Genomic DNA, 20,772 nt, shown 5'->3' on the forward strand with positions numbered 1-20,772 from the left:
CAGGCTGCAAACTTCAGGCTTCCCTGGCGATCGCTTCCTTGGTGGAGGTGGTTTCGTCGGGCTGAATGGGGTTGCTGGGCCCGGAAGTGGGGCGGTTCATGTTCCGGGTGAGCATGCCGATGATGGAGCGTTTGCCCTGGGACTTGTTGTAGACGTCGAAGGCGACGGCGATCAGGAGCACCAGGCCCTTGATGATCTGGGTGAGGTCGGCGCCAACGCCAAGGAGCTGCAGGCCGTTGTTGAGCACTGCCATGACCAGGCCACCGATGATGGAGCCGACCACGGTGCCAACACCGCCGGTGACTGCGGCGCCGCCGATGAAGACTGCCGCGATGGCGTCCAGTTCCCAGCCGACGCCGTCGAACGGGCCCGATGCGGTGGAGCGGCCCACGAAGATCATGCCGGCCAGGCCGGCCAGGATGGACATGTTCATCATGACCAGGAAGTTGACCTTCTTGGACTGGACACCGGAGAGTTCGGCCGCGTGGCGGTTGCCACCGACGGCGTAGACGTGCCGTCCCAGGATGGTGCGGGAGGAGATGAAGCCGTAGATGAGCACCAGGACGGCCAGGATGAGGCCGGGGATGGGGAAGGAGGTGCCGGGCCGGCCGGTGGCAAACAGGTACGTGGCGTAGAGGATGGCAGCGCAGACCAGGACCAGCTTCAGCACGGTCACCCACATCTCGGGAACTTCGGCGCCCAAAGCCTTGGCGCGGGCCCGGGAGCGCAGTTCGCCCACCACGACGAAGGCTACGACGGCGATGCCCAGCAGCAGGGTCAGGTTGTTGTAGCCGGTGTTCGGTCCCACCTCGGGGAGGTAGCCGGAGCCGATGAACTGGAAGTCATTTGGTACGGGGATGGTGTTGGACTTGCCCACGAACTGGTTGAAGCCGCGGAAGAGGAGCATGCCGGCCAGGGTGACGATGAAGGCGGGGATGCCGACATACGCCGTCCACCAGCCTTGCCAGGCGCCGATGATGGCGCCGAGGACCAGGCCCAGCAGGATGCCGGCCCACCAGGGGATGCCCCAGTCGCGGATGGCCAGGGCTACGGTGACCCCGACGAATGCCGCGACCGAACCGACGGAGAGGTCGATGTGGCCTGCGATGATCACCAGGACCATGCCGATGGCCAGGATCAGGATGTAGGAGTTGCCGTTGAAGAGGTTGATGACGTTGCCGGGGGTCAGGGTCCGGCCTTCGGTGGCGAACTGGAAGAAGATGATCAGGGCCACGAGGGCGAAGATCATGCCGAATTGGCGGGTGTTTCCGCCAAACAGCTTTTTGAGGGCGTTCATGGTGTCAGTCCTTGTGTCCGGAAGGTTCTGGATGGGCCAGAGGGTCAGGCGGCTTTTCGGGTGGCGGAGGTCATCAGCTTCATCAGGCTTTCCTGGCTGGCCTCTTCTTTGGTCAGGACACCGGTGATGGCGCCTTCGAAGATGGTGTAGATGCGGTCGGACAGGCCCAGGAGTTCGGGCAGTTCGGAGGAGATCACGATGACTCCCTTGCCCTGGTTGGCCAGCTGCTGGATGATCCCGTAGATCTCGTACTTGGCTCCGACGTCAATGCCGCGGGTGGGTTCGTCGAGGATCAGCAGGTCCGGGTCGGTGAACATCCACTTGGCCAAAACCACCTTCTGCTGGTTGCCGCCGGACAGCTTGGCCACGCCTTCCTCGACGGACGGCGTCTTGGTGCGCAGCGACTTGCGGTACTGCTCGGCCACGGTGAATTCCTGGTTGGGGTCCACTACCGAGTTGTGGCTGATCTTCTTTAGGGCGGCTGACACGGTGGTGGTCTTGATGTCATCAAGGAGGTTCAGGCCCAGCGACTTGCGGTCCTCGGTGACGTATCCCAGCCCGGCGTCGATGGCCTGGCGGACATTCTTGAGGACGATCTCCTTGCCGTCCTTATAAATGTGGCCGTCGATGAAGCGTCCGTAGGAGCGGCCGAAGACGGAACGGGCCAGCTCGGTGCGGCCGGCACCCATGAGGCCTGCGAAGCCCACGATCTCCCCGCGGCGGACGTAGAAGCTGGAGTTTTTGCAGACCAGCCGGTCCTGGACGGCGGGGTGGCCAACTGTCCAGTTCTTGACCTCGAAGAAGACTTCCCCGATCTTGGGGGTGTGGTCCGGGAAGCGGGATTCCAGCGTGCGGCCCACCATGCCCTTAATGATGCGGTCCTCGTCTACGCCGTCCTTTTTCACATTCAGCGTCTCGATCGACTTGCCGTCACGGATGATGGTGATGGAATCGGCGATCTGCTCAATTTCGTTGAGCTTGTGCGAAATGATGATCGAGGTGATGCCCTTTGCCTTGAGCCCAAGGATGAGGTCCAGCAGGTGCTGGGAATCAGATTCGTTCAGCGCGGCCGTGGGCTCGTCGAGGATGAGGATCTTCACGGACTTGTTCAACGCCTTGGCAATTTCCACCAGCTGCTGCTTGCCGACGCCGATTTCCTTGATGGGGGTGTCGGGGTCTTCCCGCAGGCCGACGCGTGCCAGGAGGTCCAGCGACCGCAGGCGGGCCTCGGCCCAGTTGATGACGCCCCGCTTGGTGGGTTCGTTGCCCAGGAAGATGTTTTCCATGATGGACAGCTCGGGAATCAGCGCCAGTTCCTGGTGGATGATCACGATGCCGGCGTGCTCGCTGGCACGGATGTCCCGGAACTGCTGGACTTGCCCCTGGTAGACGATGTCGCCGTCGTAGCTCCCGTAGGGGTACACACCGGAAAGGACCTTCATGAGGGTGGACTTGCCGGCCCCGTTTTCGCCGCAGATGGCGTGGACCTCGCCTGCCTTTACGCTGAGGTTCACGTTCGACAAGGCTTTAACGCCGGGGAATTCCTTGGTGATGGACCGCATCTCAAGGATGACCGGGTCCGTGTGCGTGGTCTGGGACGTCATGAGCCCTAACCCTCCAATGCAATGACTTCTTTGTCCGGCCGGCAAAGCGCAGGGCCGTCTGAACCAAAAGTAAACTGGATCACAGCTATTGTCGTCAAGTCTTTAACGCAATTGCCGGATAACGAAACGGTCTAGGACTTCCTGATCCCGGCATGCTGGAAGACCAGAGCTGCTGCCCCAAGGGCCTCCGCCCGGTCACCCAGCGAGGACATGGTGAGGGTGGTGGTTTCGCCGATCACGGGCACTGCATGGCGGATCAGGCCCCTCCGGATGGGGTCGAGCAGGAGGTCCCCCAGCCCGGCCAGAGGCCCGCCCACAACAATGACCTCGGGATTGATCAGATTGGCCACGTTACCCAGCGCCCGGCCCACTGCAAGGCCCGCATCGTCCACCACGCGGAGGGTGGCGGAGTCCCGGTTCAGGGCCTTGCGGACAATGTCCGCCGGCGTCAGTGGAGGGTCGTCACCGCGGCTGAGGAGTTCGATCATGGTAGTGGTGGAAGCGATGGTTTCCAGGCAGCCGCGGTTGCCGCAGCGGCACACCAGGCCCTGCTCATGGATGGTGGCATGGCCGATTTCGCCGGTGATTCCCACGTTGCCGTAATAGGGTGCGCCGTTGAGGATCAGGCCGGCGCCGATGCCCGATCCGATCTTCAGGAACAGCAGGTTGCTGACCCCGGAATGCTGCCCCCAAGTCACCTCCGACCACGCGCCCAGGTTGGCGTCATTGTCAACAAACACGGGAATTCTCAAGGTTTCCTCAAGATGCTGCAGGATGTTGATGCCCACCCACTCCGGAAGGATGGCCCCCTGCGCCACCGTCCCGGTCCGCCGGTCGATAGGGCCGGGAATTCCGACGCCGGCACCCACCACGGAGGACCGGTCCACGCCACTTTCGCGCAGCAGTTTCTCCAGCAGGGCCACCGCTGCCTGGATGCCGTCATCCGCCTGGTGGCCCAGCGGGAGCATCACCGATTCCTCGGCGATGACGTGGTAGCTGAGGGAGGCCAGTACCACCCTGAGGTGGCGGCGGCCGAAGTCGATGCCGACGGCGACCGCGCCGTTGCTGTTGAGCCGCACGTTCAGCGCCCGCCGGCCCGAGCTGGTGATGGGTTCGGTGGATGCCAGGCCGGAGTCAAGCATGATTTTGACGATGTTCGAGACGGTGGCGGTGGACAGCCCCGTTTGCCGGGCGAGCTCCGCCTGTGTGGAGGGGCCACCCATCAAGGTCTCGATGATCCGCTGCTGGTTCAGCTGCCGCAGCGCGGACTGGGACCCGGGATTCTTGGGCTTGCTCTTCGTTGAGCGCGGGGGTGCGGACATGCTAAGAACATTGCCCTATTGCTGCTCTTGTAGTCAAGAAGTTAACGCATAGCCGCGCGCCGCGGTGAAGACAACCACCTGGACAAGCCTCTTCGCCTTGCTCCGTGCATTCTGTCCCGGACACCAGCCGAACGGGTCCAAACGACCCGGCCCACTCCGTTCAGGGCTGGCTAGGCTGGAAAGCGAGAACACTCCAGCCCAGCCATCCCGCGTGGACAGGCATACAGAAGGTGGTAACGATGCTGCTGTCCGTCATGCAGGCCAATGCCGCGGTCCTGGACGTCGAGGCCAATCTTCGGACGCTGGATGATGCCGCACGCCGGGCGGCCAAAGCGGGTGCTGACCTGATGCTCACACCGGAGTTGTTTCCGGTGGGCTACGCACCGCTCCGGCTGCGGTCCGAACTGGATCCGGCAACCCTTCCAGCCATCCGTGCCCAGCTGGCAGACATCGCCCGGCGGAACAGCATTGCGCTCGTCTACAGCCTGCCCTCGGCCGCCGGAAGCGGAGCCGGTGCTTCCGCCCAGGGCCCGGACTGGCACATTTCGGCTACGCTCATCGACGCCACCGGCACCGGGCTCCTGACGTACGCCAAGGTGCACCTCTTTGGCGGCGAGGAACGCAAGGCCTTCGTGGCAGCGGCTGAACCTCCCGCCGTCGTCACCTTCAAGGGCGTCCGCACCGCCCTGCTGATCTGCTACGACATTGAATTCCCCGAGGCCGCCAGGGCAGCAGCAGCCCGGGGCGCCGAACTGCTCCTGGTGCCCACCGCCTTGTCCGCCGGCTTCGACGCCGTGCCGCAGGTGCTCATCCGTGCCCGGGCGCTCGAAAGCCAGCTGAACGTGGCCTACGCCAACCATTGCGGAATCGAGGACGCGTACACGTTCGGGGGCGGGAGCGTGGTGGCCGGCCCGGACGGCGCACTCCTCGCCGCCGGCGGCGGCGGTCCGGAACTGCTGTTCGCCCAGGTTGGCACGGAGGCCGTGCACGCAGCTCGGGAAGAGGTGCCGTACCTGAGGGAGCGCCGGCCTGAGCTGTACCGGGAGTGGGAGGGGCGCCTGGCCAAGGACACCGATAACCCCGACGGCGCCTAGGCCGTCAATCAGCGCCGGCGTTCAAGGCGTCCGCGTACTGCAGCGCAATCCACAGCTCGGCCCGCACCTGCGCCTGGTTCAGGTCCATCTGCAGCAGCTCACCAAGGACGCCGATCTGGCGCCGCACGCTGTTCCGGTGCAGCCCCAGCAGTTTGGCGGAGCCGTCCCAGCTCCCATTTTCGCTGAGCCACCCGCGGAGGACGGCCAGCAGTGGGCCGCACCGGTCCGGTTCCAGCGCCAGGACCGGCCGCAGCAGCCTTTCGGCCAGCAGGGTGCCTGCCTCGCGGCCCAGCAGTCCCGTGACAGACCAGGACACCTCGTCGGCGCGGACGCTGTTTCCGCTTCTCTGGACCTGACTGCGCAGCGAGGTGACGCGCTGGTAGGCGGCCGGAAGGGCGGTGAGCTCGGTGGGTTCCCCGACCACCAGGCGCCATCCGAGCTTCTCCACGTCCGCAAGCAAGGCATCGTCAACCTTAAGCCGGGTCACTGCGGCGAACCCGTAGTCCGTAATCTCCACCAGCTTGGTATCGAACATCCGCCGCCACTGCAGGAGTTCCCGCACGGGACTGTCGCCAGCCGGCCAGTCGGGCGCCTCCACCTTGATGCCCTGCACCACGCGCATGGGCGCGGAGCGCGTGGAGGACAGGCTTTGCGCCAGCAGGTCCTTGAGCCCGTTCAGATGCTTTGTGCCGCCCGTGACGAGGCTTTCGGGGTGCAGCAGGACGGCGGTGGCCAGCTGGCTGGGAGCCAGCGACCCGCTGGTGCGCTGCCGGACCAGCAGCTCGAGCAGCCCGACGACGGACTGGACCACGTTGTTCTGCGCGGGCGTGAGCGGAACGTCGGAACCGAGGATAAGGGCGCCCAGGTTGGCGTCCCTGGTGCTGCGCAGCGGGTGCCCCACCACCAGCGCCGAGCCCGGCTGGTCGAAGCCGTCCATTTCCACCCGGGGGCCTCGGCCGGACAGCAGCCGTTCCAGCATCGGCTCCAACAGGGAAAGTTCGACGGCGGTGCTGCCGCCGGCGTTGGTGCCGCGGGCCCGCACCCTGCCGTCCGCTCCCACCATGACGGCCCACACGGGTACCCGCTGGACCAATGCGGCCAGCAGTTCGTGCTCGGGTTTGGGGGAGAGGACGGCGCGCATGAGCTGCCGGTTGGTCTCTGCCAGCTGCCTGAAGACCCTGGCGTTGTCGGTCTCCAACAGCTGCGAGAACTCAAGGCCGATCGCGGCGAACGGCAGCGACTCCGGCACCTCGAACAAGGTGAGGTTGTGCCTGCGGCAGGCGTCCACCACCACGTCCGGGACGGCGTCGAAGTAGGGCCTGATCCCGAAGCCGAGCGCGGCCACCTTCGCCTCCACCAGCCGCCGGACGTAGGCATCCACCTTGGCAGGCGAGCCGCCGTCGCCAAGGAAGGGCAGGCCGGCCGTGAGCAGGAACTCACCCTCGGGCAGATAGGGTGTGGGGTCCTCCAGCTCGCTGGGCTCCACCCACCGCAGCAACTGGCCGCCGCTGCCGCCGTCGTGAAGCATCTTCAGCAACGGCGGCAGCTGGTCAAGGAACTGCTGCAGGGTGACGAAGCTCAGCCGCCCGGTTGCGGCGGGCTCAGCCGGCATGGCCGATGCCGGCGTGAACCGGCTCCTGGTAGTCGGGGCATTCATGGGCAGCCGCCCCCGCATAGGCGCGCGGCAGGCGCGGCGCGATCCTGTTGATGATCTCGTCCCCGTGGCTGCCAATGGCCGCTCCCCAGTCGTCGGCGCTGGCTGCACCGGACGCGGGGTCACCAAACAGCACAGCGGTATCACCCACTTCGATGCCGGCGGGATCCGGCCCCAGGTCCACCATGAACTGGTCCATGCACACCTTGCCGATCACGGGCACACGGCGGCCTCCGACACTCACCACGGGACGGCCGCTGATGCCCTTGGGGATGCCATCCGCATAACCGAGGGGAATCAGGCCCAGGTAGCGCGGCTCGTAGGTGATGGCCTGATGCTCGTAACTGATCCCGGTACCGGCCGGAACCTTCTTGATCATCACCAGCGGAGCCGTCACGCTGAGTGCGGGCCGCAGTCCGAAGTCGCCGGGAGCCAGGTAGTCGGCAGGGGCCAGGCCGTACATGGCCAGCCCGGCACGCACCATGTCGAAATGGAATCCGGGCCGGTCAAGAATGTTGGCGGAGCTCGACACGTGCCTGAGCTCAGGCTGGAGCCCGGCCTCTTTCGCCAGCCGGACCGCGTCCTCGAATTCCGCTACTGCCGAAGCATTTCCGGGATGGGCCGGCACGTCCGCCCACGCCAGGTGGGTCCAGATACCCCGCACCCGCAGGGTGCCGTCGAGTTCGGCCTGGCGGGCCCGGGCAACCAGCCCGGCCCAGTCCTCCATGCGCGCGCCGCCCCGGCTTAGGCCGCTGTCCAGTTCAAGATGCACGACGCCGGGACGGCCAAGGCGCCGTGCGGCACCAGCCAGGACCTCCAGTTGGGAGACGCTGCCGAGGGACAGATCGACGTCGTTTTCCAACGCCTCATTGATGGCCTCACTCGTCTGGGATGCCAGATAGAGCCACGAGAGGATGGGTGCGGTGACTCCCGCCCTGCGGAGCGTGACGGCTTCGGCGAGCTGTGCCGTGCCCAGCCAGTCTGCGCCGGCCTGGACCGCTGTTCTGGCCACTTCAACCAGGCCGTGGCCGTAGCCGTTCCCCTTCACCACAGCCATGAAAAAGGGCGCCCTGCTGCGTTTTTTCAGGGCTCGGATGTTGTCTGAAATGGCGGACAGGTCGACGGTGACCTGCCCGGACTGCACCGCCGGAGCGGACTGCTGGGTGTGTGCAATAAGTCTCATGGTGGTTCACTATAAGTCATTTTGCACCGCCTTGAGAGTTGGCTCACATGCCAGTCTTGGGGAGGGGAAACCGAAAACTACTCTGAAGGGACGTCAACGGTGACTGTGCCTGTGACCACCGAAAAAACCTTTGCGCCAAGCGGCGGACGGCCGGGCCTCCGGGCCCAGCTGCTGCGCCGCAAACCCATCGGCCAGATGATCAGCGAAGCCGGAAGCGGCGGGGGCGGCACCGGGCTGGTGCGCAGCTTCGGCGTCCTCCAGCTGACCATGATCAGCGTCGGTGCCACCTTGGGGACGGGCATCCTGGTGATCCTGGGGGAGTCCGTGCCGCTGGCCGGCCCGGCCATCTGGATCTCGTTCGTCATCGCAGGCCTGGCCGCCCTGCTCTCCGCCGTCTCCTACGCCGAATTGGCCGGGCTGGTTCCGGTGGCCGGATCGAGCTACTCCTACTCCTACGCCACGATGGGCGAGGGCATTGCCTGGATCTGCGGCTGGTGCCTGGTCCTTGAGTACGCGGTCTCCGTGGCGGCAGTGGCCGTGGGCGCCGGGCAGTATGTCAACGAGGCACTGGCCGCGTTCGGTCAGGTCCTGCCCGATGCCATGTCCCAGCCCCCGGGAGACGGCGGCGTGGTGAACATTCCCGCGGTGGCCATCGTGGTGCTGGCCATGGTCCTGCTGGTCCGCGGTGCACGCGAAAGCGCCTGGATCAACACCGCCATCGTCATCATCAAGGTGGGCATCCTGCTGTTCTTCTGCGCCGTTGCCTTTACCGCCTTCAACGCCGGAAACTTCCAGCCGCTGATGCCCATGGGCGCCGCCGGCGTCTCAGCCGCGGCCTCACGGGTCTTCTTTTCCTACATTGGTTTTGACGCAGCCTCCACCGCCGGTGAAGAAGCCAGGAACCCCAAACGTGACCTTCCCCGCGCCATCCTGCTGTCCATGGTGATCGTCACCAGCATCTATGTCCTGGTGGCCGTCGCCGCCATCGGCGCCCGGCCCTGGGGATGGTTCGACGGCACCGAGGCCGCCCTGGTGCAGATCCTGGAGGAGACCACCAACCAGCCCTGGATCGCCCTGCTCTTTTCAGTCGGCGCCGTCCTGGCCATTGCCAGCATCGTGCTCACCGTCCTGTATGGGCAGACCCGCATCCTGCTGTCCATGTCGCGGGACGGGCTGGTGCCCAAGGTCTTCGGACGCGTCTCTCCCCGCACCGGCACCCCGGCCGCAGGCACCCTTATCGTGGGCACCGCCGTCGCCCTCACCGCAGGGCTGGTGCCGCTCGGTGCCCTGGCCGACGCCACCAGCATCGGCACCCTGTTCGCGTTCGCGCTGGTGAACGTGGCCGTCATCTACCTGCGCCGCCACCGCCCCGACCTGAAGCGAAGCTTCCGGGTGCCGCTGTACCCCCTGACCCCCGTGCTGGGCACGCTGATGTGCGCCTACCTCATGGCCAACCTCGGCGCCGATACCTGGCTGGTCTTCGGTGCCTGGATGCTCGTGGGCATCGCCATCTACTTCGGCTATGGACGCCGGAACTCGAAGGTAGCGGCACTCAGCGAGCTCGACTACCGTGAATTGACCGCCAAGGCCCCGCGCCAGGAACCTGTGAAAGCAGCACACTCATGACCATCGCCACCGAACTGCCCGCCTTTGACCCCTCCAGCACGTCCACGCCTCCGGCCGGCGCGGCCGGAGGCGGCGCTGCGGGGCAGGCAGCACCCATCACCATGCTGAACCCCGACTTTCCGTTCAGCTACGACCACTACCTGGCGCACCCGGACGGCCTGGGCTCGGTCCCGCCGGAGCTGTACGGCACCGAAGTGGCCGTCATCGGCGCCGGGCTCTCCGGCCTGGTGACCGCGTATGAGTTGATGAAGCTTGGCCTGCGGCCCGTCGTCTACGAAGCGGACCAGATCGGTGGCCGGCTCCGGACCGCCGCCTTCCCCGCCGCCCCCGGCGTGGTGGCGGACCTGGGCGGCATGCGGTTCCCGGTCTCGGGCAAGGCGTTCTACCACTACGTGGACCTGCTTGGCCTGGAGACCCAGGACTTCCCGAACCCGCTTGCCGAAGCCACCTCCAGCACCGTGATCGAGCTGGCCGGCAGGAAGCACTACGCGGAGAAGCCCGCCGACCTGCCGCCGTTCTTCCGCGAGGTGGCCGACGCCTGGAAGGCGGCGGTTAACGACGGTGCAAAATTCGTGGAGATGCAGGAGGCCATCAAGGCGCGGGACATGGCGCGGATCAAGGAACTGTGGAACGAACTGCTCCCGCTGATGGACGAGCAAACCTTCTACGGTTTCATCGCGGCCAGCGAGTCCTTTAAAAAGGCAGGGTTCGCGCACCGGGAAGCCTTTGGCCAGGTGGGCTTCGGCACCGGCGGCTGGGACACCGACTTCCCCAACTCCATCCTGGAAATCCTCCGCGTGGTCTACACCGACGCCGACGACCAGCACCGCTTCATCCGCGGGGGAGCGCAGCGGCTGCCCGAGGCACTCTGGCAGCACGCGCCGTCGGACCTGGCGCACTGGCCCGCCGGCACCTCCCTTGCCTCGCTCCACTCCGGATCACCGCGCGGCGCCGTCGGAAAGATCAGCCGGGACCCGGACGGGAACCTGAGGGTACGTGAGCGCTGGGGCCGCGAAGCCAGCTACCCGGCCGTGGTGACCACCTGCCAGTCCTGGCTGTTGTCCACCCGGATCCACACCGAAGAGGCACTGTTCCCGGCTGAGCTGTGGACCGCCATGGAGAAATCGCACTACATGCAGTCCTCCAAGACGTTCGTCATGGTGGACCGGCCGTTCTGGAAGGACATCGATCCCGAAACCGGCAACGAGGTCCTGTCCATGACCCTCACGGACCGGCTCAATCGCGCTACTTACCTGCTGGACAACGGCCCGGACCAGCCGGCCGTGATCCTGCTGTCCTACACATGGAACGACGACGCTTTGAAGTGGCTGGCCCTGGACGCGGACGAACGCGTGGAGCTGATGCTGCACTCGCTGGAGCAGATCTACCCGGGGGTGGACATTGCCGGGCACATCGTGGGCCAGCCGATCACCGTCTCCTGGGAGGCGGACCCCAACTTCATGGGCGCCTTCAAGGCCAACCTGCCCGGGCACTACCGCTACCAGCAGCGGCTGTTCACCCACTTCAAGCAGGACACGCTGCCGGAATCCCAGCGCGGCATCTTCTTGGCCGGCGACGACGTGTCGTTCACCGCCGGCTGGGCCGAAGGCGCCGTGACCACCGGGTTGAACGCGGTGTGGGGCGTGGTGAAGCACCTGGGCGGGTCATCCGCGCCGGGCAACCCGGGACCGGGGGACCTGCTGGACGAGTTCGGGCCGATCAGCCTGGATTAGGAATGGAGCTCGCGGTGTTTCGCCGCGAGCTCCACGTAGCGCGTTGCATTGGCGCGGACGCCGTCGAACTCTTCATCGGTGAGTTCGCGGCGCACCTTGGCGGGTACGCCCGCCACCAGTGAGCGGGGCGGGACCACCGTTCCTTCGAGCACCACGGCGCCGGCCGCCACCAGCGAGCCGGCGCCGATCACTGCGCCGTTCAGGACGGTGGCACCCATTCCGATCAGGCAGTCGTCCTCCACCGTGCAGCCATGCACGACGGCGGCGTGCCCCACACTGACGCGTTCGCCCACCGTGCAGGGGAAGCCGGGGTCGGCGTGCAGCACCACGTTGTCCTGCAGGTTGCTGCCGGCGCCCACCACGATGCGGGCGGTGTCGGCCCGGACGGAGACGCCGTAGAAGGCGCTGGAATCCGGGCCCAGGGTGGCATTGCCGATGATGGAAGCCGACGGGGCCACGAACGCTGATTCATGGACGGCCGGGGAATTGCCGGCGAAAGGGTAGAGAGGAGCCATGGCTTCACCCTAAGCCACCCCTGCCGGCTGGGGCTTCCGTGTCCTTTACGACTGCCGCCGCCGGTGGAAAGCCTAGTTGAAGACCACCGTCCGGTTGCCGTCCAGCAGCACCCGGTGCTCGGCGTGCCACTGCACGGCCTGGACCAGCGTGCGGCCCTCCACGTCGCGGCCCATCTGGACAAACTGCTCGGCGGTGCGGGCGTGGTCCACCCGGATGACTTCCTGCTCGATGATCGGGCCCTCGTCAAGGGCGGCGGTGACGTAGTGGGCCGTGGCGCCGATCAGCTTCACGCCGCGCGCGTGGGCCTGGTGGTACGGCTTGGCGCCCTTGAAGGAGGGCAGGAACGAGTGGTGGATGTTGATGGCCTTGCCGGTGAGGTCGGTGCAGAGTTCATCGGACAAAATCTGCATGTAGCGGGCCAGGACGGTCAGTTGAATGTCGTGTTCTGCGATGAGGGCGCGCAGCTTGTCCTCCGCCTGCACCTTGGTGTCCTTGGTCACCGGAATGTAGTGGAACGGGATGCCGTAAAACTCGGCCAGGCCGGCCAGGTCCTGGTGGTTGGAGACGATCGCCGGGATTTCAATGGGAAGCGTGCCCGAACGCTGCTGGAAAAGCAGGTCATTCAGGCAGTGGGCTGAGGTGCTGCACATCACCAGGGTGCGCACTTTGTCGCCCACGGTATCCAGGCTCCACTGCATCGAGAAGGCCTCCGCCACCGGCTCCAGCGCGGCGCGCAGCTCCGACTTGCGGGCGGCCGTGGTCACCTCCACCCGCATGAAGAAGTTTCCGGTGGATGGGCTGCCGTACTGCTGCGAATCCATGATGTTGCACCCCGCCACCAGGAGTGCTCCGGCCACGGCGTGGACAATTCCGGGGCGGTCGGGGCAGGACAGGGTTACTACATACGCTTGGTTCAGCAGCTGTTCATTCACGCGTAATAGCCTACCCGCGCCGCGGGCGGCGGTTTTGGTAGGCTGGAACGGTCGCAACTGGCGTTGGGTGGCTAACCACCAGGGAGCGGCAATCACGAAGACCACGGATCGTACGCCTGGGCCGAGGGTCATGTTTTGCCGGAATTTGGGGCTGCACCCGCGTCAGCACTGCAGCGCCATGCCGAGCTTTCACGCCCTGTCATCAACACGGTGCGGAAGCGCGCCAGCCGGTAGCCTGACCTAAGCAGTGCCCGTATCCCTAGCCAGGAGTTCTTCGTGACTACTACAGCCACCTCAACCACAGCCGTCAGCAACCAGCCGCTGGCTGAGCTCGACCCCGAAATCGCCAAAGTCCTCGAGCAGGAGCTTGGCCGCCAGCGCGGCACCCTGGAAATGATCGCTTCCGAGAACTTCGCGCCCCGCGCCGTGATGGAGGCGCAGGGCTCCGTCCTCACCAACAAGTACGCCGAGGGCTACCCGGGCCGCCGCTACTACGGCGGCTGCGAATATGTCGACGTTGCAGAGCAGCTGGCCATCGACCGGGTCAAGGCACTGTTCGGCGCCGAGTTCGCCAACGTCCAGCCACACTCCGGGGCGCAGGCCAACGCTGCCGCCCTCTCCGCCATGATCACCCCTGGCGACAAGATCCTGGGCCTGTCCCTGGCCCACGGCGGCCACCTCACCCACGGCATGAAGCTGAACTTCTCCGGCAAGCTCTACGAAGTTGCCGCCTACCAGGTCGAGGAAGACACCTTCCGCGTGGACATGGACAAGCTCCGTGAACAGGCCATCAAGGAAAAGCCCCAGGTGATCATCGCCGGCTGGTCCGCCTACCCGCGCCACCTGGACTTCGCCGCCTTCCGCTCCATCGCCGATGAAGTGGGCGCGCTGCTCTGGACCGACATGGCACACTTTGCCGGCCTTGTTGCTGCAGGCCTGCACCCCAGCCCGGTGCCGCACTCCGACGTCGTCACCTCCACCGTGCACAAGACCCTGGCCGGTCCCCGCTCCGGTGTGATCCTGGCCAAGGAACAGTACGGCAAGAAGCTGAACTCCAACGTCTTCCCCGGCCAGCAGGGCGGCCCGCTGATGCACGTCATCGCCGCCAAGGCCGTGGCCTTCAAGATCGCCGGCACCCAGGAATTCAAGGAGCGCCAGGAGCGCGTCCTGGAAGGCGCCAGGATCATCGCCGACCGCCTGAACCAGGCCGACGTCGCCCAGGCAGGCGTCTCCGTCCTCACCGGCGGCACGGATGTCCACCTGGTGCTTGTGGACCTGCGCAACTCGCAGCTTGACGGCCAGCAGGCCGAGGACCTCCTGCACTCCGTGGGCATCACCGTCAACCGCAACGCCGTGCCGTTCGACCCCCGCCCGCCGATGGTCACCTCCGGCCTGCGCATCGGTACCCCGGCCCTGGCCACCCGCGGCTTCGGCGCCACCGAGTTCACCGAGGTTGCCGAGATCATCGCCACCGCGCTCAAGGCAGGCACCAGCGCCGACGTCGAGGCACTGCAGGCACGCGTGGACAAGCTGGCAGCTGACTTCCCGCTCTACCCGCAGCACGAGCAGTGGTAACCCATGACTGAAACAACAACCGCACAGATCCTTGACGGCAAGGCCACCGCCGCTGCCATCAAGGCCGAGCTGACCGAACGCGTGGCCGCACTCAAGGCCAAAGGCGTCACTCCCGGCATCGCCACTGTGCTGGTGGGCGCCGACCCCGCCTCGCAGCTGTACGTCTCCATGAAGCACAAGCAGTCAGTGCAGATCGGGATGAACTCCATCCAGCGCGAGCTGCCGGCCGACGCCACCCAGGAACAGGTGGAGGCCCTCATTGATGAACTCAATGCGGATCCCGCCTGCCACGGGTACATTGTGCAGTTGCCGCTGCCCAAGCACCTGGACACCGACGCCATCCTGGAGCGGATCGACCCCGCCAAGGACGCGGACGGCCTGCACCCCACCAACCTGGGCCGGCTGGTGCTGAACGTCAACAACAAGATCACCACGCCGTTGCCGTGCACGCCCCGCGGTGTCATCGAGCTCCTGGAGCGCAACGGGTACAGCCTTGCCGGCAAACATGTGGTGGTGGTGGGTCGCGGCGTGACCATCGGCCGCTCAATTGGCCTGCTGCTCACGCGGCGGGACGTCAATGCCACCGTCACCCTGACCCACACCGGCACCACCAACCTCTCCGAACTGCTGAAGCAGGCGGACGTGATTGTGGGCGCCGCGGGTGTGAAGCACATCGTCAAGGCCTCGGACGTGAAGCCCGGGGCCGCCCTGCTGGACGTCGGCGTCACCCGCGAGACCGACCCGGAGACGGGCAAGAGCCGCGTCTATGGCGACATTGATCCGGCTGCCGCCGAGGTGGCCGGCTGGATTTCCCCGAACCCCGGGGGCGTGGGCCCCATGACCGTGGCCCTGCTGATGACCAACGTGGTGGAGGCCGCGGAACGCGCGGCAGGCATCGGCCAATAGGCACCGTGCAGTAGTCCCGCCAGGAAGAAGTACGACGGCGGCACCGCGCCTTTCCCACGAAAGGCGCCGTGCCGCCGTCGGACGTTTAATAACGAAACTGCAAGCGTCCTTCCACATGCGCCCCGCCTCCACTAGTCTGCACAGGTGCACAACCACGCCCTGACGCCTGCCGGCACCCTGACCACGGGCCCGCCTTCCGGCACCGTCATCTCCGCAGAAAACCTGACCAAAACCTATGGCGATGTCGCCGCCGTCGACGGCATCTCATTGGCCGTGCCTGCGGGGGAGTCCTTCGGGCTGCTGGGACCCAACGGCGCGGGCAAGTCCACCACCATGAAGATGATCGGTGGCGTCACCCGGCGCTCAGCGGGGCAGCTCAGCATCATGGGACTGGACCCGGACACACACGGCCCGGAGGTGCGCGCGCACCTGGGCGTGGTGCCGCAGCAGGACAACCTGGACGAGGAACTGCGCGTCCGCGACAACCTCCTGGTCTACGGCCGCTACTTCGGCCTGCCCATGAGCTACCTCAAGCCCAAGGCGGACGAACTGCTGGAGTTCGCCCAGCTGACGGACAAGGCAAAGTCCAGGGTGGACGCGCTCTCCGGCGGCATGAAGCGCCGCCTCACCATTGCCCGGTCGCTCATCAACGAACCGCGGATCCTGCTGCTGGACGAGCCCACCACCGGGCTGGACCCGCAGGCCCGCCACATCCTCTGGGACCGGCTGTTCCGGCTGAAGGAGCAGGGGGTCACCCTGATCCTCACCACGCACTACATGGACGAGGCCGAGCAGCTCTGCGACCGGCTGATCGTGGTGGACAAGGGGCGCATCATGGCCGAGGGCTCGCCCGCGCAGCTGATCCGTGAGCACTCCACCCGCGAAGTGGTGGAGCTGCGGTTCGGTTCGGAACGCAACGCCAGCATCGGCGCGCAGCTGGAGGGCATCGGGGAACGCCTTGAGGTGCTGCCGGACCGGGTGCTGATGTACGCGCACGACGGCGAGTCGGCCCTTGAGCAGGTATCGGCCCGCGGCCTGAGGCCGCTGACGTCCCTGGTGCGCAGGTCCTCACTGGAGGACGTGTTCCTTCGGCTCACCGGGCGGAGCCTCGTTGACTGAATCACTGGACGGGGTTGGCCTAAGTCCCCGGCTGCGGGCACATTCACCGGAGGTCTCGGCCGCCAAGGCGCGGCGCTGGGGTGCGTTCTACTACGCCGAGCAGGTGCTCCGCGTCATGAAGGGGTACACCTGGTCCATCGTGATGTACAGCGTGGGCCAGCCGGTGGCATACCTGTTTGCCATGGGCGTGGGCCTGGCCACCCTGGTGGACACTGAAAACGCGGCCTTCGGCGGCGTCTCCTACCTGGCCTACATCGCCCCTGCACTGCTGGTGTCCGCCGCCGTGATGACCGCGGCCAATGAGTTCACATTTCCCATCATGGACGGCTTCAAGTGGCGGCGCATCTACTTTGGCCCCCACGCCTCGCCGCTGGCACCGCAGCAGATTGCCGCCGGCCAGATCATTGCCGTGACGCTGCGCCTGCTGCTGCAGTCAGCCATCTACTTCGCCGCCGTGGCACTGTTCGGCGCCTCCCCGTCCGGCTGGGGCTGGGCGGGCATCCTGGTGGCCACCCTGACGGGGCTGGCCTTTGGGCTGCCGCTGATGGCCTACTCAGCCTCCATCACCGAGGACAAGGGCCAGTTCGCGCTGGTAATGAGGTTCATCGTGATGCCGCTGTTCCTGTTTTCCGGCACGTTCTTCCCGCTGGACAACCTGCCACTGGCCCTCCGCTGGATCGGGTGGATCTCACCCATTTGGCACGGCACGGAACTGGGCCGGGTGTTCAGCTTCGGCTACCGGGAGCCGCTGCTCCTCACGGTTGTCCATGCCGCCGTGCTGGCGGGGCTGGCTGCCCTGGGATGGGTGCTTACGCGGCGCCGCTTCGCCCTAAGGCTGGGCCAGTGAGCGCCCCTGCGCAGGCCCGCCGCCGAACGTTCGGGCCGCTGTACTCCCGTAACGCCAGGGCCGTGATTTCCCGGGGGCTTATGGCCACGCGGAGCACCAACTGGCTGGTGATGGTATCCGGGTTCTTCGAGCCCGTCCTGTTCCTCATCTCCATGGGCGTGGGCCTCGGCGCGATCGTTGGCGACGTCCAGGGGCCCGACGGCACGCACATCAGCTACGCCGCCTACATCGCGCCTGCACTGCTGGCTGTCTCGGCCATGAACGGGGCGGTGTACGACTCCACGTGGAATGTCTTCTTCAAGATGAACTTCGCCAAGCTCTACCAGGGGATGCTCTACACATCGCTGGGTCCGCTGGATGTCGCGCTGGGGGAGATCTTCCTGGCCCTGCTGCGGGGGATGCTCTACGCCACCGGGTTCACAGCGGTCATGGGTGTGATGGGGCTGATCACCACGCCGTGGGCGCTGCTGATGATCCCGGCATCGGTGCTCATTGCCCTTGGGTTCGCAAGCCTGGGAATGGGCATCACCAGCTTCCTGAAGACCTTCCAGCAGATGGACTGGATCAACTTCATCCTGCTGCCCATGTTCCTGTTCAGCGCCACTTTCTACCCGTTGAGCGTGTACCCGCAGCCCATCCAGTGGTTCATCCAGGCCATGCCGCTGTGGCACGGGGTGGAGCTGCTGCGGCAGATCAGCGTGGGAAGCTTTACCGCCGCCACGCCCCTGCACGTTGGCTACTACCTGGTGATGACCGCCGTCGGGATGCTGCTGACCACCCTGCGCCTGCGGAGCCTGTTCCTGAAGTAGCCAGGGAAGTCTGCGCGGCCAAGGTTGTTCGCCGGGGGTGGAAGGCGGCGGAAGCACAGTCCGCCGTTTGAGACAATAGCTGCATGCGAACTTTGGGCAGCTCCTCGTCATCCTCCAAACCCGCCCGGGGCGGTTTTTCGATGTTCCGGATCAGCGGACCGGGGCTGATGGTCCTGGTGACGGCCTTCATCGTGGCGGTCATTTTCGCGGCAAACCAGAACGACGTCGTGGGCTGGGTTGTAGCCATCATCGCCGCCTTCTGGCTGGCGCTGGCCGCGTTCGTGGTCTTCAGCATCCAGCGGGCCGCCAAGAAGGCCGGCGCGAAGCTGTCCGAGGCCCAAAGCGCCTTCCAGACGGCAGCCGGACGGGGTCCGGCGCACGTGTCCGCGGACCAGGGCGGGACGCAGGTGATCTACGAACGCACCGAGGCTGATGAGGTGCGCGACCTCAAGCTGGACCATTCGTTCAAGATCGTCCAGGTACAGATCCGCGTGGTGGAGGAGGAGCGCGCCAAGGGCGCCGCCGCCAACCAGGACACCATCAACCGCGCCCTCGAGACCATTGAGATCACAGCCACCAACGCCCGGGACATGATCAAGTCCTCCGGCGGCAGCGGGGAGCCGGTGACCGGAACCATCATCGACTAGAGTGGAGCGGGTGAGCTCGGCATTGAACAAGGACCACCTTCGCATCGCATCCGTGAACGTCAACGGCCTCCGGGCTGCCTACAAAAACGGCATGGCGGCGTGGCTGGAGCCGCGCGAAGTGGACATCCTTTGCCTGCAGGAAGTGCGCGCCCCTGACGCCATCGTCCGGGAGCTGCTGGGGGATGGCTGGCATATCCTGCACGCCGAGGCTGAAGCGAAAGGCCGTGCCGGCGTCGCTATTGCCTCCCGCCAGGAACCGCTGGACACCAGGAACGGCATCGGCGATGACTACTTCGCCACCGCCGGACGTTGGGTGGAAGCCGATTTCCGCGTCCCTGATGCTGCGGGAAACCCCGTCCAGCTCACCGTGGCCAGCGCCTACGTGCACTCAGGTGAAGTGGGGACTCCCAAGCAGGACGACAAGTACCGCTTCCTGGACGCCATGCATATCCGGCTTCCGGAGCTGACCAAGCACAGCGACCACGCCCTGGTGGTGGGGGACCTCAACGTTGCCCACACGCCCCGGGACATCCGCAACTCCAAGGGGAACCTCAAGAAGGCCGGGCACCTGCCGGAGGAACGCGCCTACTTCGACCGCTTCTTTGGCGAGGAGATCGGCTGGCATGACGTCCACCGAAACCTGGCCGGCGACGTCGACGGGCCGTACACGTGGTGGTCCTGGCGCGGCAAGGCGTTCGACAATGACACCGGCTGGCGCATCGACTACCACATGGCCACCCCCGAACTGGCCGCGTCCGCCATTTCGGCAGTTGTGGACCGTGCAGCCACCTGGGACACCCGCTTCTCCGACCACGCCCCGCTGGTAGTGGACTACCAGCTCTAAGCCCGAAAGTTTTTCCATGACCACCCAGACTTCCTCCACCGCCAAGAAGCGCATTCTTTCCGGCGCCAAGCCCACCGCCGATTCCCTTCACCTGGGCAATTACATCGGAGCCGTGCGCAACTGGGTGGACATGCAGGCGGAGTACGACGCCGTCTTCTTCATCCCGGACCTGCACGCCATCACGGTGGACTTCGACCCCGCCGAACTGGCAAAGCGCACCCGCATCGTGGCGGCCCAGTACATTGCCGCCGGAATCGACCCGGACAAGAGCATCTTCTTCGTCCAGTCCCACGTCCCCGAGCACGCACAGCTTGCCTGGGCACTGAACTGCATCACCGGCTTCGGCGAAGCCTCCCGAATGACGCAGTTCAAGGACAAAACCCAGAAGTCCGGCGCAGACTCCGCCACCCTTGGCCTTTTCGCCTACCCCACGCTGATGGCAGCGGACATCCTGCTGTACCAGAGCGATCTGGTGCCGGTGGGTGAGGACCAGCGGCAGCACCTTGAACTGACCCGCAACCTGGCGCAGCGGTTCAACACCCGGTTTGGCCACACCTTTACGGTTCCCGAGGCCACGATCGTCAAGGAAAGCGCCAAGATCTACGATCTGCAGAATCCCAGCGCAAAGATGTCCAAGACGGGGGAGTCCCCCAACGGCGCCATCCAGCTGCTGGAGGATCCCAAGATCGCGGCCAAGCGCATCAAGTCGGCCGTGACCGACGCCGGAACGGACATCCGCTTCGATCCAGAGGAGAAGCCCGGTGTGTCCAACCTGCTGACCATCTACTCCTCCCTGACGGGCAAGTCCGTGGCGGACCTCGAAGCCGAGTACCAGGGAAAGATGTACGGCCACCTCAAAGTGGACCTCGCCGAGGTGGTGGTGGACTTCATCACCCCGCTCCGCAACCGGACCAACGAGCTGATGGCCGATCCGGCAGAGCTCGACCGGCTGCTGGCCCTGGGCGCGGAACGGGCCCGGGAGATCGCCTCGGTCACGCTCGGCCAGGTTTACCAGCGCATGGGCTTCCTCCCGTCCCTCAGCCTCGCAGGAGTTCGCTAGCGCC

At 65.9% G+C, this 20,772-nt stretch carries 18 protein-coding genes and 1 riboswitch; of the genes, 11 read left to right on the forward strand and 7 right to left on the reverse strand.

What is annotated here, in order from left to right; translation table 11 throughout:
- Positions 1 to 13: 13 nt before the first annotated feature.
- The 3 genes from mmsB to ACIGJD_RS05605 all read right to left on the reverse strand — a co-directional run bounded on the left by mmsB (position 14) and on the right by ACIGJD_RS05605 (position 4,223).
- Positions 14 to 1,297, reverse strand: a complete 1,284-nt coding sequence (gene mmsB / locus ACIGJD_RS05595) for a multiple monosaccharide ABC transporter permease (RefSeq protein ID WP_142130731.1) — start codon at positions 1,295 to 1,297, stop codon at positions 14 to 16.
- Positions 1,298 to 1,341: 44 nt separating this feature from the next.
- Positions 1,342 to 2,901, reverse strand: a complete 1,560-nt coding sequence (gene mmsA, locus ACIGJD_RS05600; protein ID WP_483688674.1) for a multiple monosaccharide ABC transporter ATP-binding protein — start codon at positions 2,899 to 2,901, stop codon at positions 1,342 to 1,344.
- A gap of 131 nt (positions 2,902 to 3,032) precedes the next feature.
- Positions 3,033 to 4,223 carry an ROK family transcriptional regulator gene (locus ACIGJD_RS05605; protein ID WP_142130729.1) on the reverse strand — a complete coding sequence of 397 codons (1,191 nt, stop codon included), beginning with the start codon at positions 4,221 to 4,223 and terminating at the stop codon, positions 3,033 to 3,035.
- Between the two features lie 239 nt (positions 4,224 to 4,462).
- On the opposite strand from ACIGJD_RS05605, the gene ACIGJD_RS05610 reads away from it, so the two are divergent.
- Positions 4,463 to 5,317: a nitrilase-related carbon-nitrogen hydrolase gene (locus tag ACIGJD_RS05610; protein WP_483688675.1), complete on the forward strand. Its 855-nt coding sequence runs from the start codon at positions 4,463 to 4,465 to the stop codon at positions 5,315 to 5,317.
- A gap of 4 nt (positions 5,318 to 5,321) precedes the next feature.
- On the opposite strand, the gene ACIGJD_RS05615 is transcribed toward ACIGJD_RS05610, so the two are convergent.
- Positions 5,322 to 6,929: a PucR family transcriptional regulator gene (locus ACIGJD_RS05615; RefSeq protein WP_483689433.1), complete on the reverse strand. Its 1,608-nt coding sequence runs from the start codon at positions 6,927 to 6,929 to the stop codon at positions 5,322 to 5,324.
- The gene (gene alr / locus ACIGJD_RS05620; RefSeq protein ID WP_483688676.1) at positions 6,919 to 8,154 is read right to left on the reverse strand and encodes an alanine racemase; all 1,236 of its coding nucleotides are present in this window, start codon (positions 8,152 to 8,154) and stop codon (positions 6,919 to 6,921) included. The genes ACIGJD_RS05615 and alr overlap by 11 nt, the downstream gene beginning before the upstream one ends.
- Positions 8,155 to 8,349: 195 nt before the next feature.
- Here alr and ACIGJD_RS05625 point away from each other — a divergent pair, with 195 nt between their 5' ends.
- Positions 8,350 to 9,780, forward strand: coding sequence for an amino acid permease (locus ACIGJD_RS05625; RefSeq protein ID WP_483689434.1), 1,431 nt, complete (start codon positions 8,350 to 8,352; stop codon positions 9,778 to 9,780).
- Entirely contained in the window at positions 9,777 to 11,513 is a 1,737-nt protein-coding gene (locus ACIGJD_RS05630) for a flavin monoamine oxidase family protein (protein WP_483688677.1), read from the forward strand. Before ACIGJD_RS05625 ends, ACIGJD_RS05630 begins: the two co-directional genes overlap by 4 nt.
- Here the strand turns inward: ACIGJD_RS05630 and ACIGJD_RS05635 are convergent.
- Complete coding sequence (locus ACIGJD_RS05635; RefSeq protein WP_483688678.1) at positions 11,510 to 12,028, reverse strand: gamma carbonic anhydrase family protein; 519 nt, start codon at positions 12,026 to 12,028, stop codon at positions 11,510 to 11,512. The two genes, ACIGJD_RS05630 and ACIGJD_RS05635, sit on opposite strands and share 4 nt — an antisense overlap.
- Before the next feature lie 72 nt (positions 12,029 to 12,100).
- A complete protein-coding gene (gene purU / locus ACIGJD_RS05640) occupies positions 12,101 to 12,961 on the reverse strand; it encodes a formyltetrahydrofolate deformylase (RefSeq protein ID WP_483688679.1) in 861 nt (286 codons plus the stop codon).
- A 43-nt stretch (positions 12,962 to 13,004) separates the two neighbouring features.
- A riboswitch (ZMP/ZTP riboswitch) is annotated at positions 13,005 to 13,090 on the forward strand.
- 147 nt (positions 13,091 to 13,237) lie between these two features.
- Between purU and glyA the strand changes: the two genes are divergently transcribed.
- The 8 genes from glyA (at position 13,238) to trpS (ending at position 20,768) form a co-directional block, all read left to right on the forward strand.
- Positions 13,238 to 14,536: a serine hydroxymethyltransferase gene (gene glyA, locus ACIGJD_RS05645; protein ID WP_483688680.1), complete on the forward strand. Its 1,299-nt coding sequence runs from the start codon at positions 13,238 to 13,240 to the stop codon at positions 14,534 to 14,536.
- Between the two features lie 3 nt (positions 14,537 to 14,539).
- Positions 14,540 to 15,442: a bifunctional methylenetetrahydrofolate dehydrogenase/methenyltetrahydrofolate cyclohydrolase gene (locus ACIGJD_RS05650; RefSeq protein ID WP_483688681.1), complete on the forward strand. Its 903-nt coding sequence runs from the start codon at positions 14,540 to 14,542 to the stop codon at positions 15,440 to 15,442.
- A 144-nt stretch (positions 15,443 to 15,586) separates the two neighbouring features.
- Positions 15,587 to 16,561: an ABC transporter ATP-binding protein gene (locus ACIGJD_RS05655; RefSeq protein WP_483688682.1), complete on the forward strand. Its 975-nt coding sequence runs from the start codon at positions 15,587 to 15,589 to the stop codon at positions 16,559 to 16,561.
- Positions 16,554 to 17,408, forward strand: a complete 855-nt coding sequence (locus ACIGJD_RS05660; RefSeq protein ID WP_483688683.1) for an ABC transporter permease — start codon at positions 16,554 to 16,556, stop codon at positions 17,406 to 17,408. The genes ACIGJD_RS05655 and ACIGJD_RS05660 overlap by 8 nt, the downstream gene beginning before the upstream one ends.
- Positions 17,363 to 18,217, forward strand: coding sequence for an ABC transporter permease (locus ACIGJD_RS05665; RefSeq protein ID WP_483688684.1), 855 nt, complete (start codon positions 17,363 to 17,365; stop codon positions 18,215 to 18,217). Before ACIGJD_RS05660 ends, ACIGJD_RS05665 begins: the two co-directional genes overlap by 46 nt.
- 83 nt (positions 18,218 to 18,300) lie before the next feature.
- The gene (locus tag ACIGJD_RS05670) at positions 18,301 to 18,864 is read left to right on the forward strand and encodes a hypothetical protein (protein WP_483688685.1); all 564 of its coding nucleotides are present in this window, start codon (positions 18,301 to 18,303) and stop codon (positions 18,862 to 18,864) included.
- A gap of 10 nt (positions 18,865 to 18,874) precedes the next feature.
- The gene (locus ACIGJD_RS05675) at positions 18,875 to 19,708 is read left to right on the forward strand and encodes an exodeoxyribonuclease III (RefSeq protein WP_483688686.1); all 834 of its coding nucleotides are present in this window, start codon (positions 18,875 to 18,877) and stop codon (positions 19,706 to 19,708) included.
- Positions 19,709 to 19,724: 16 nt separating this feature from the next.
- On the forward strand, positions 19,725 to 20,768 hold the full coding sequence (gene trpS / locus ACIGJD_RS05680; RefSeq protein ID WP_286402748.1) for a tryptophan--tRNA ligase: 1,044 nt from the start codon (positions 19,725 to 19,727) through the stop codon (positions 20,766 to 20,768).
- Positions 20,769 to 20,772: the final 4 nt, after the last annotated feature.

The organism is Arthrobacter sp. E1SS-5 (assembly GCF_057073715.1).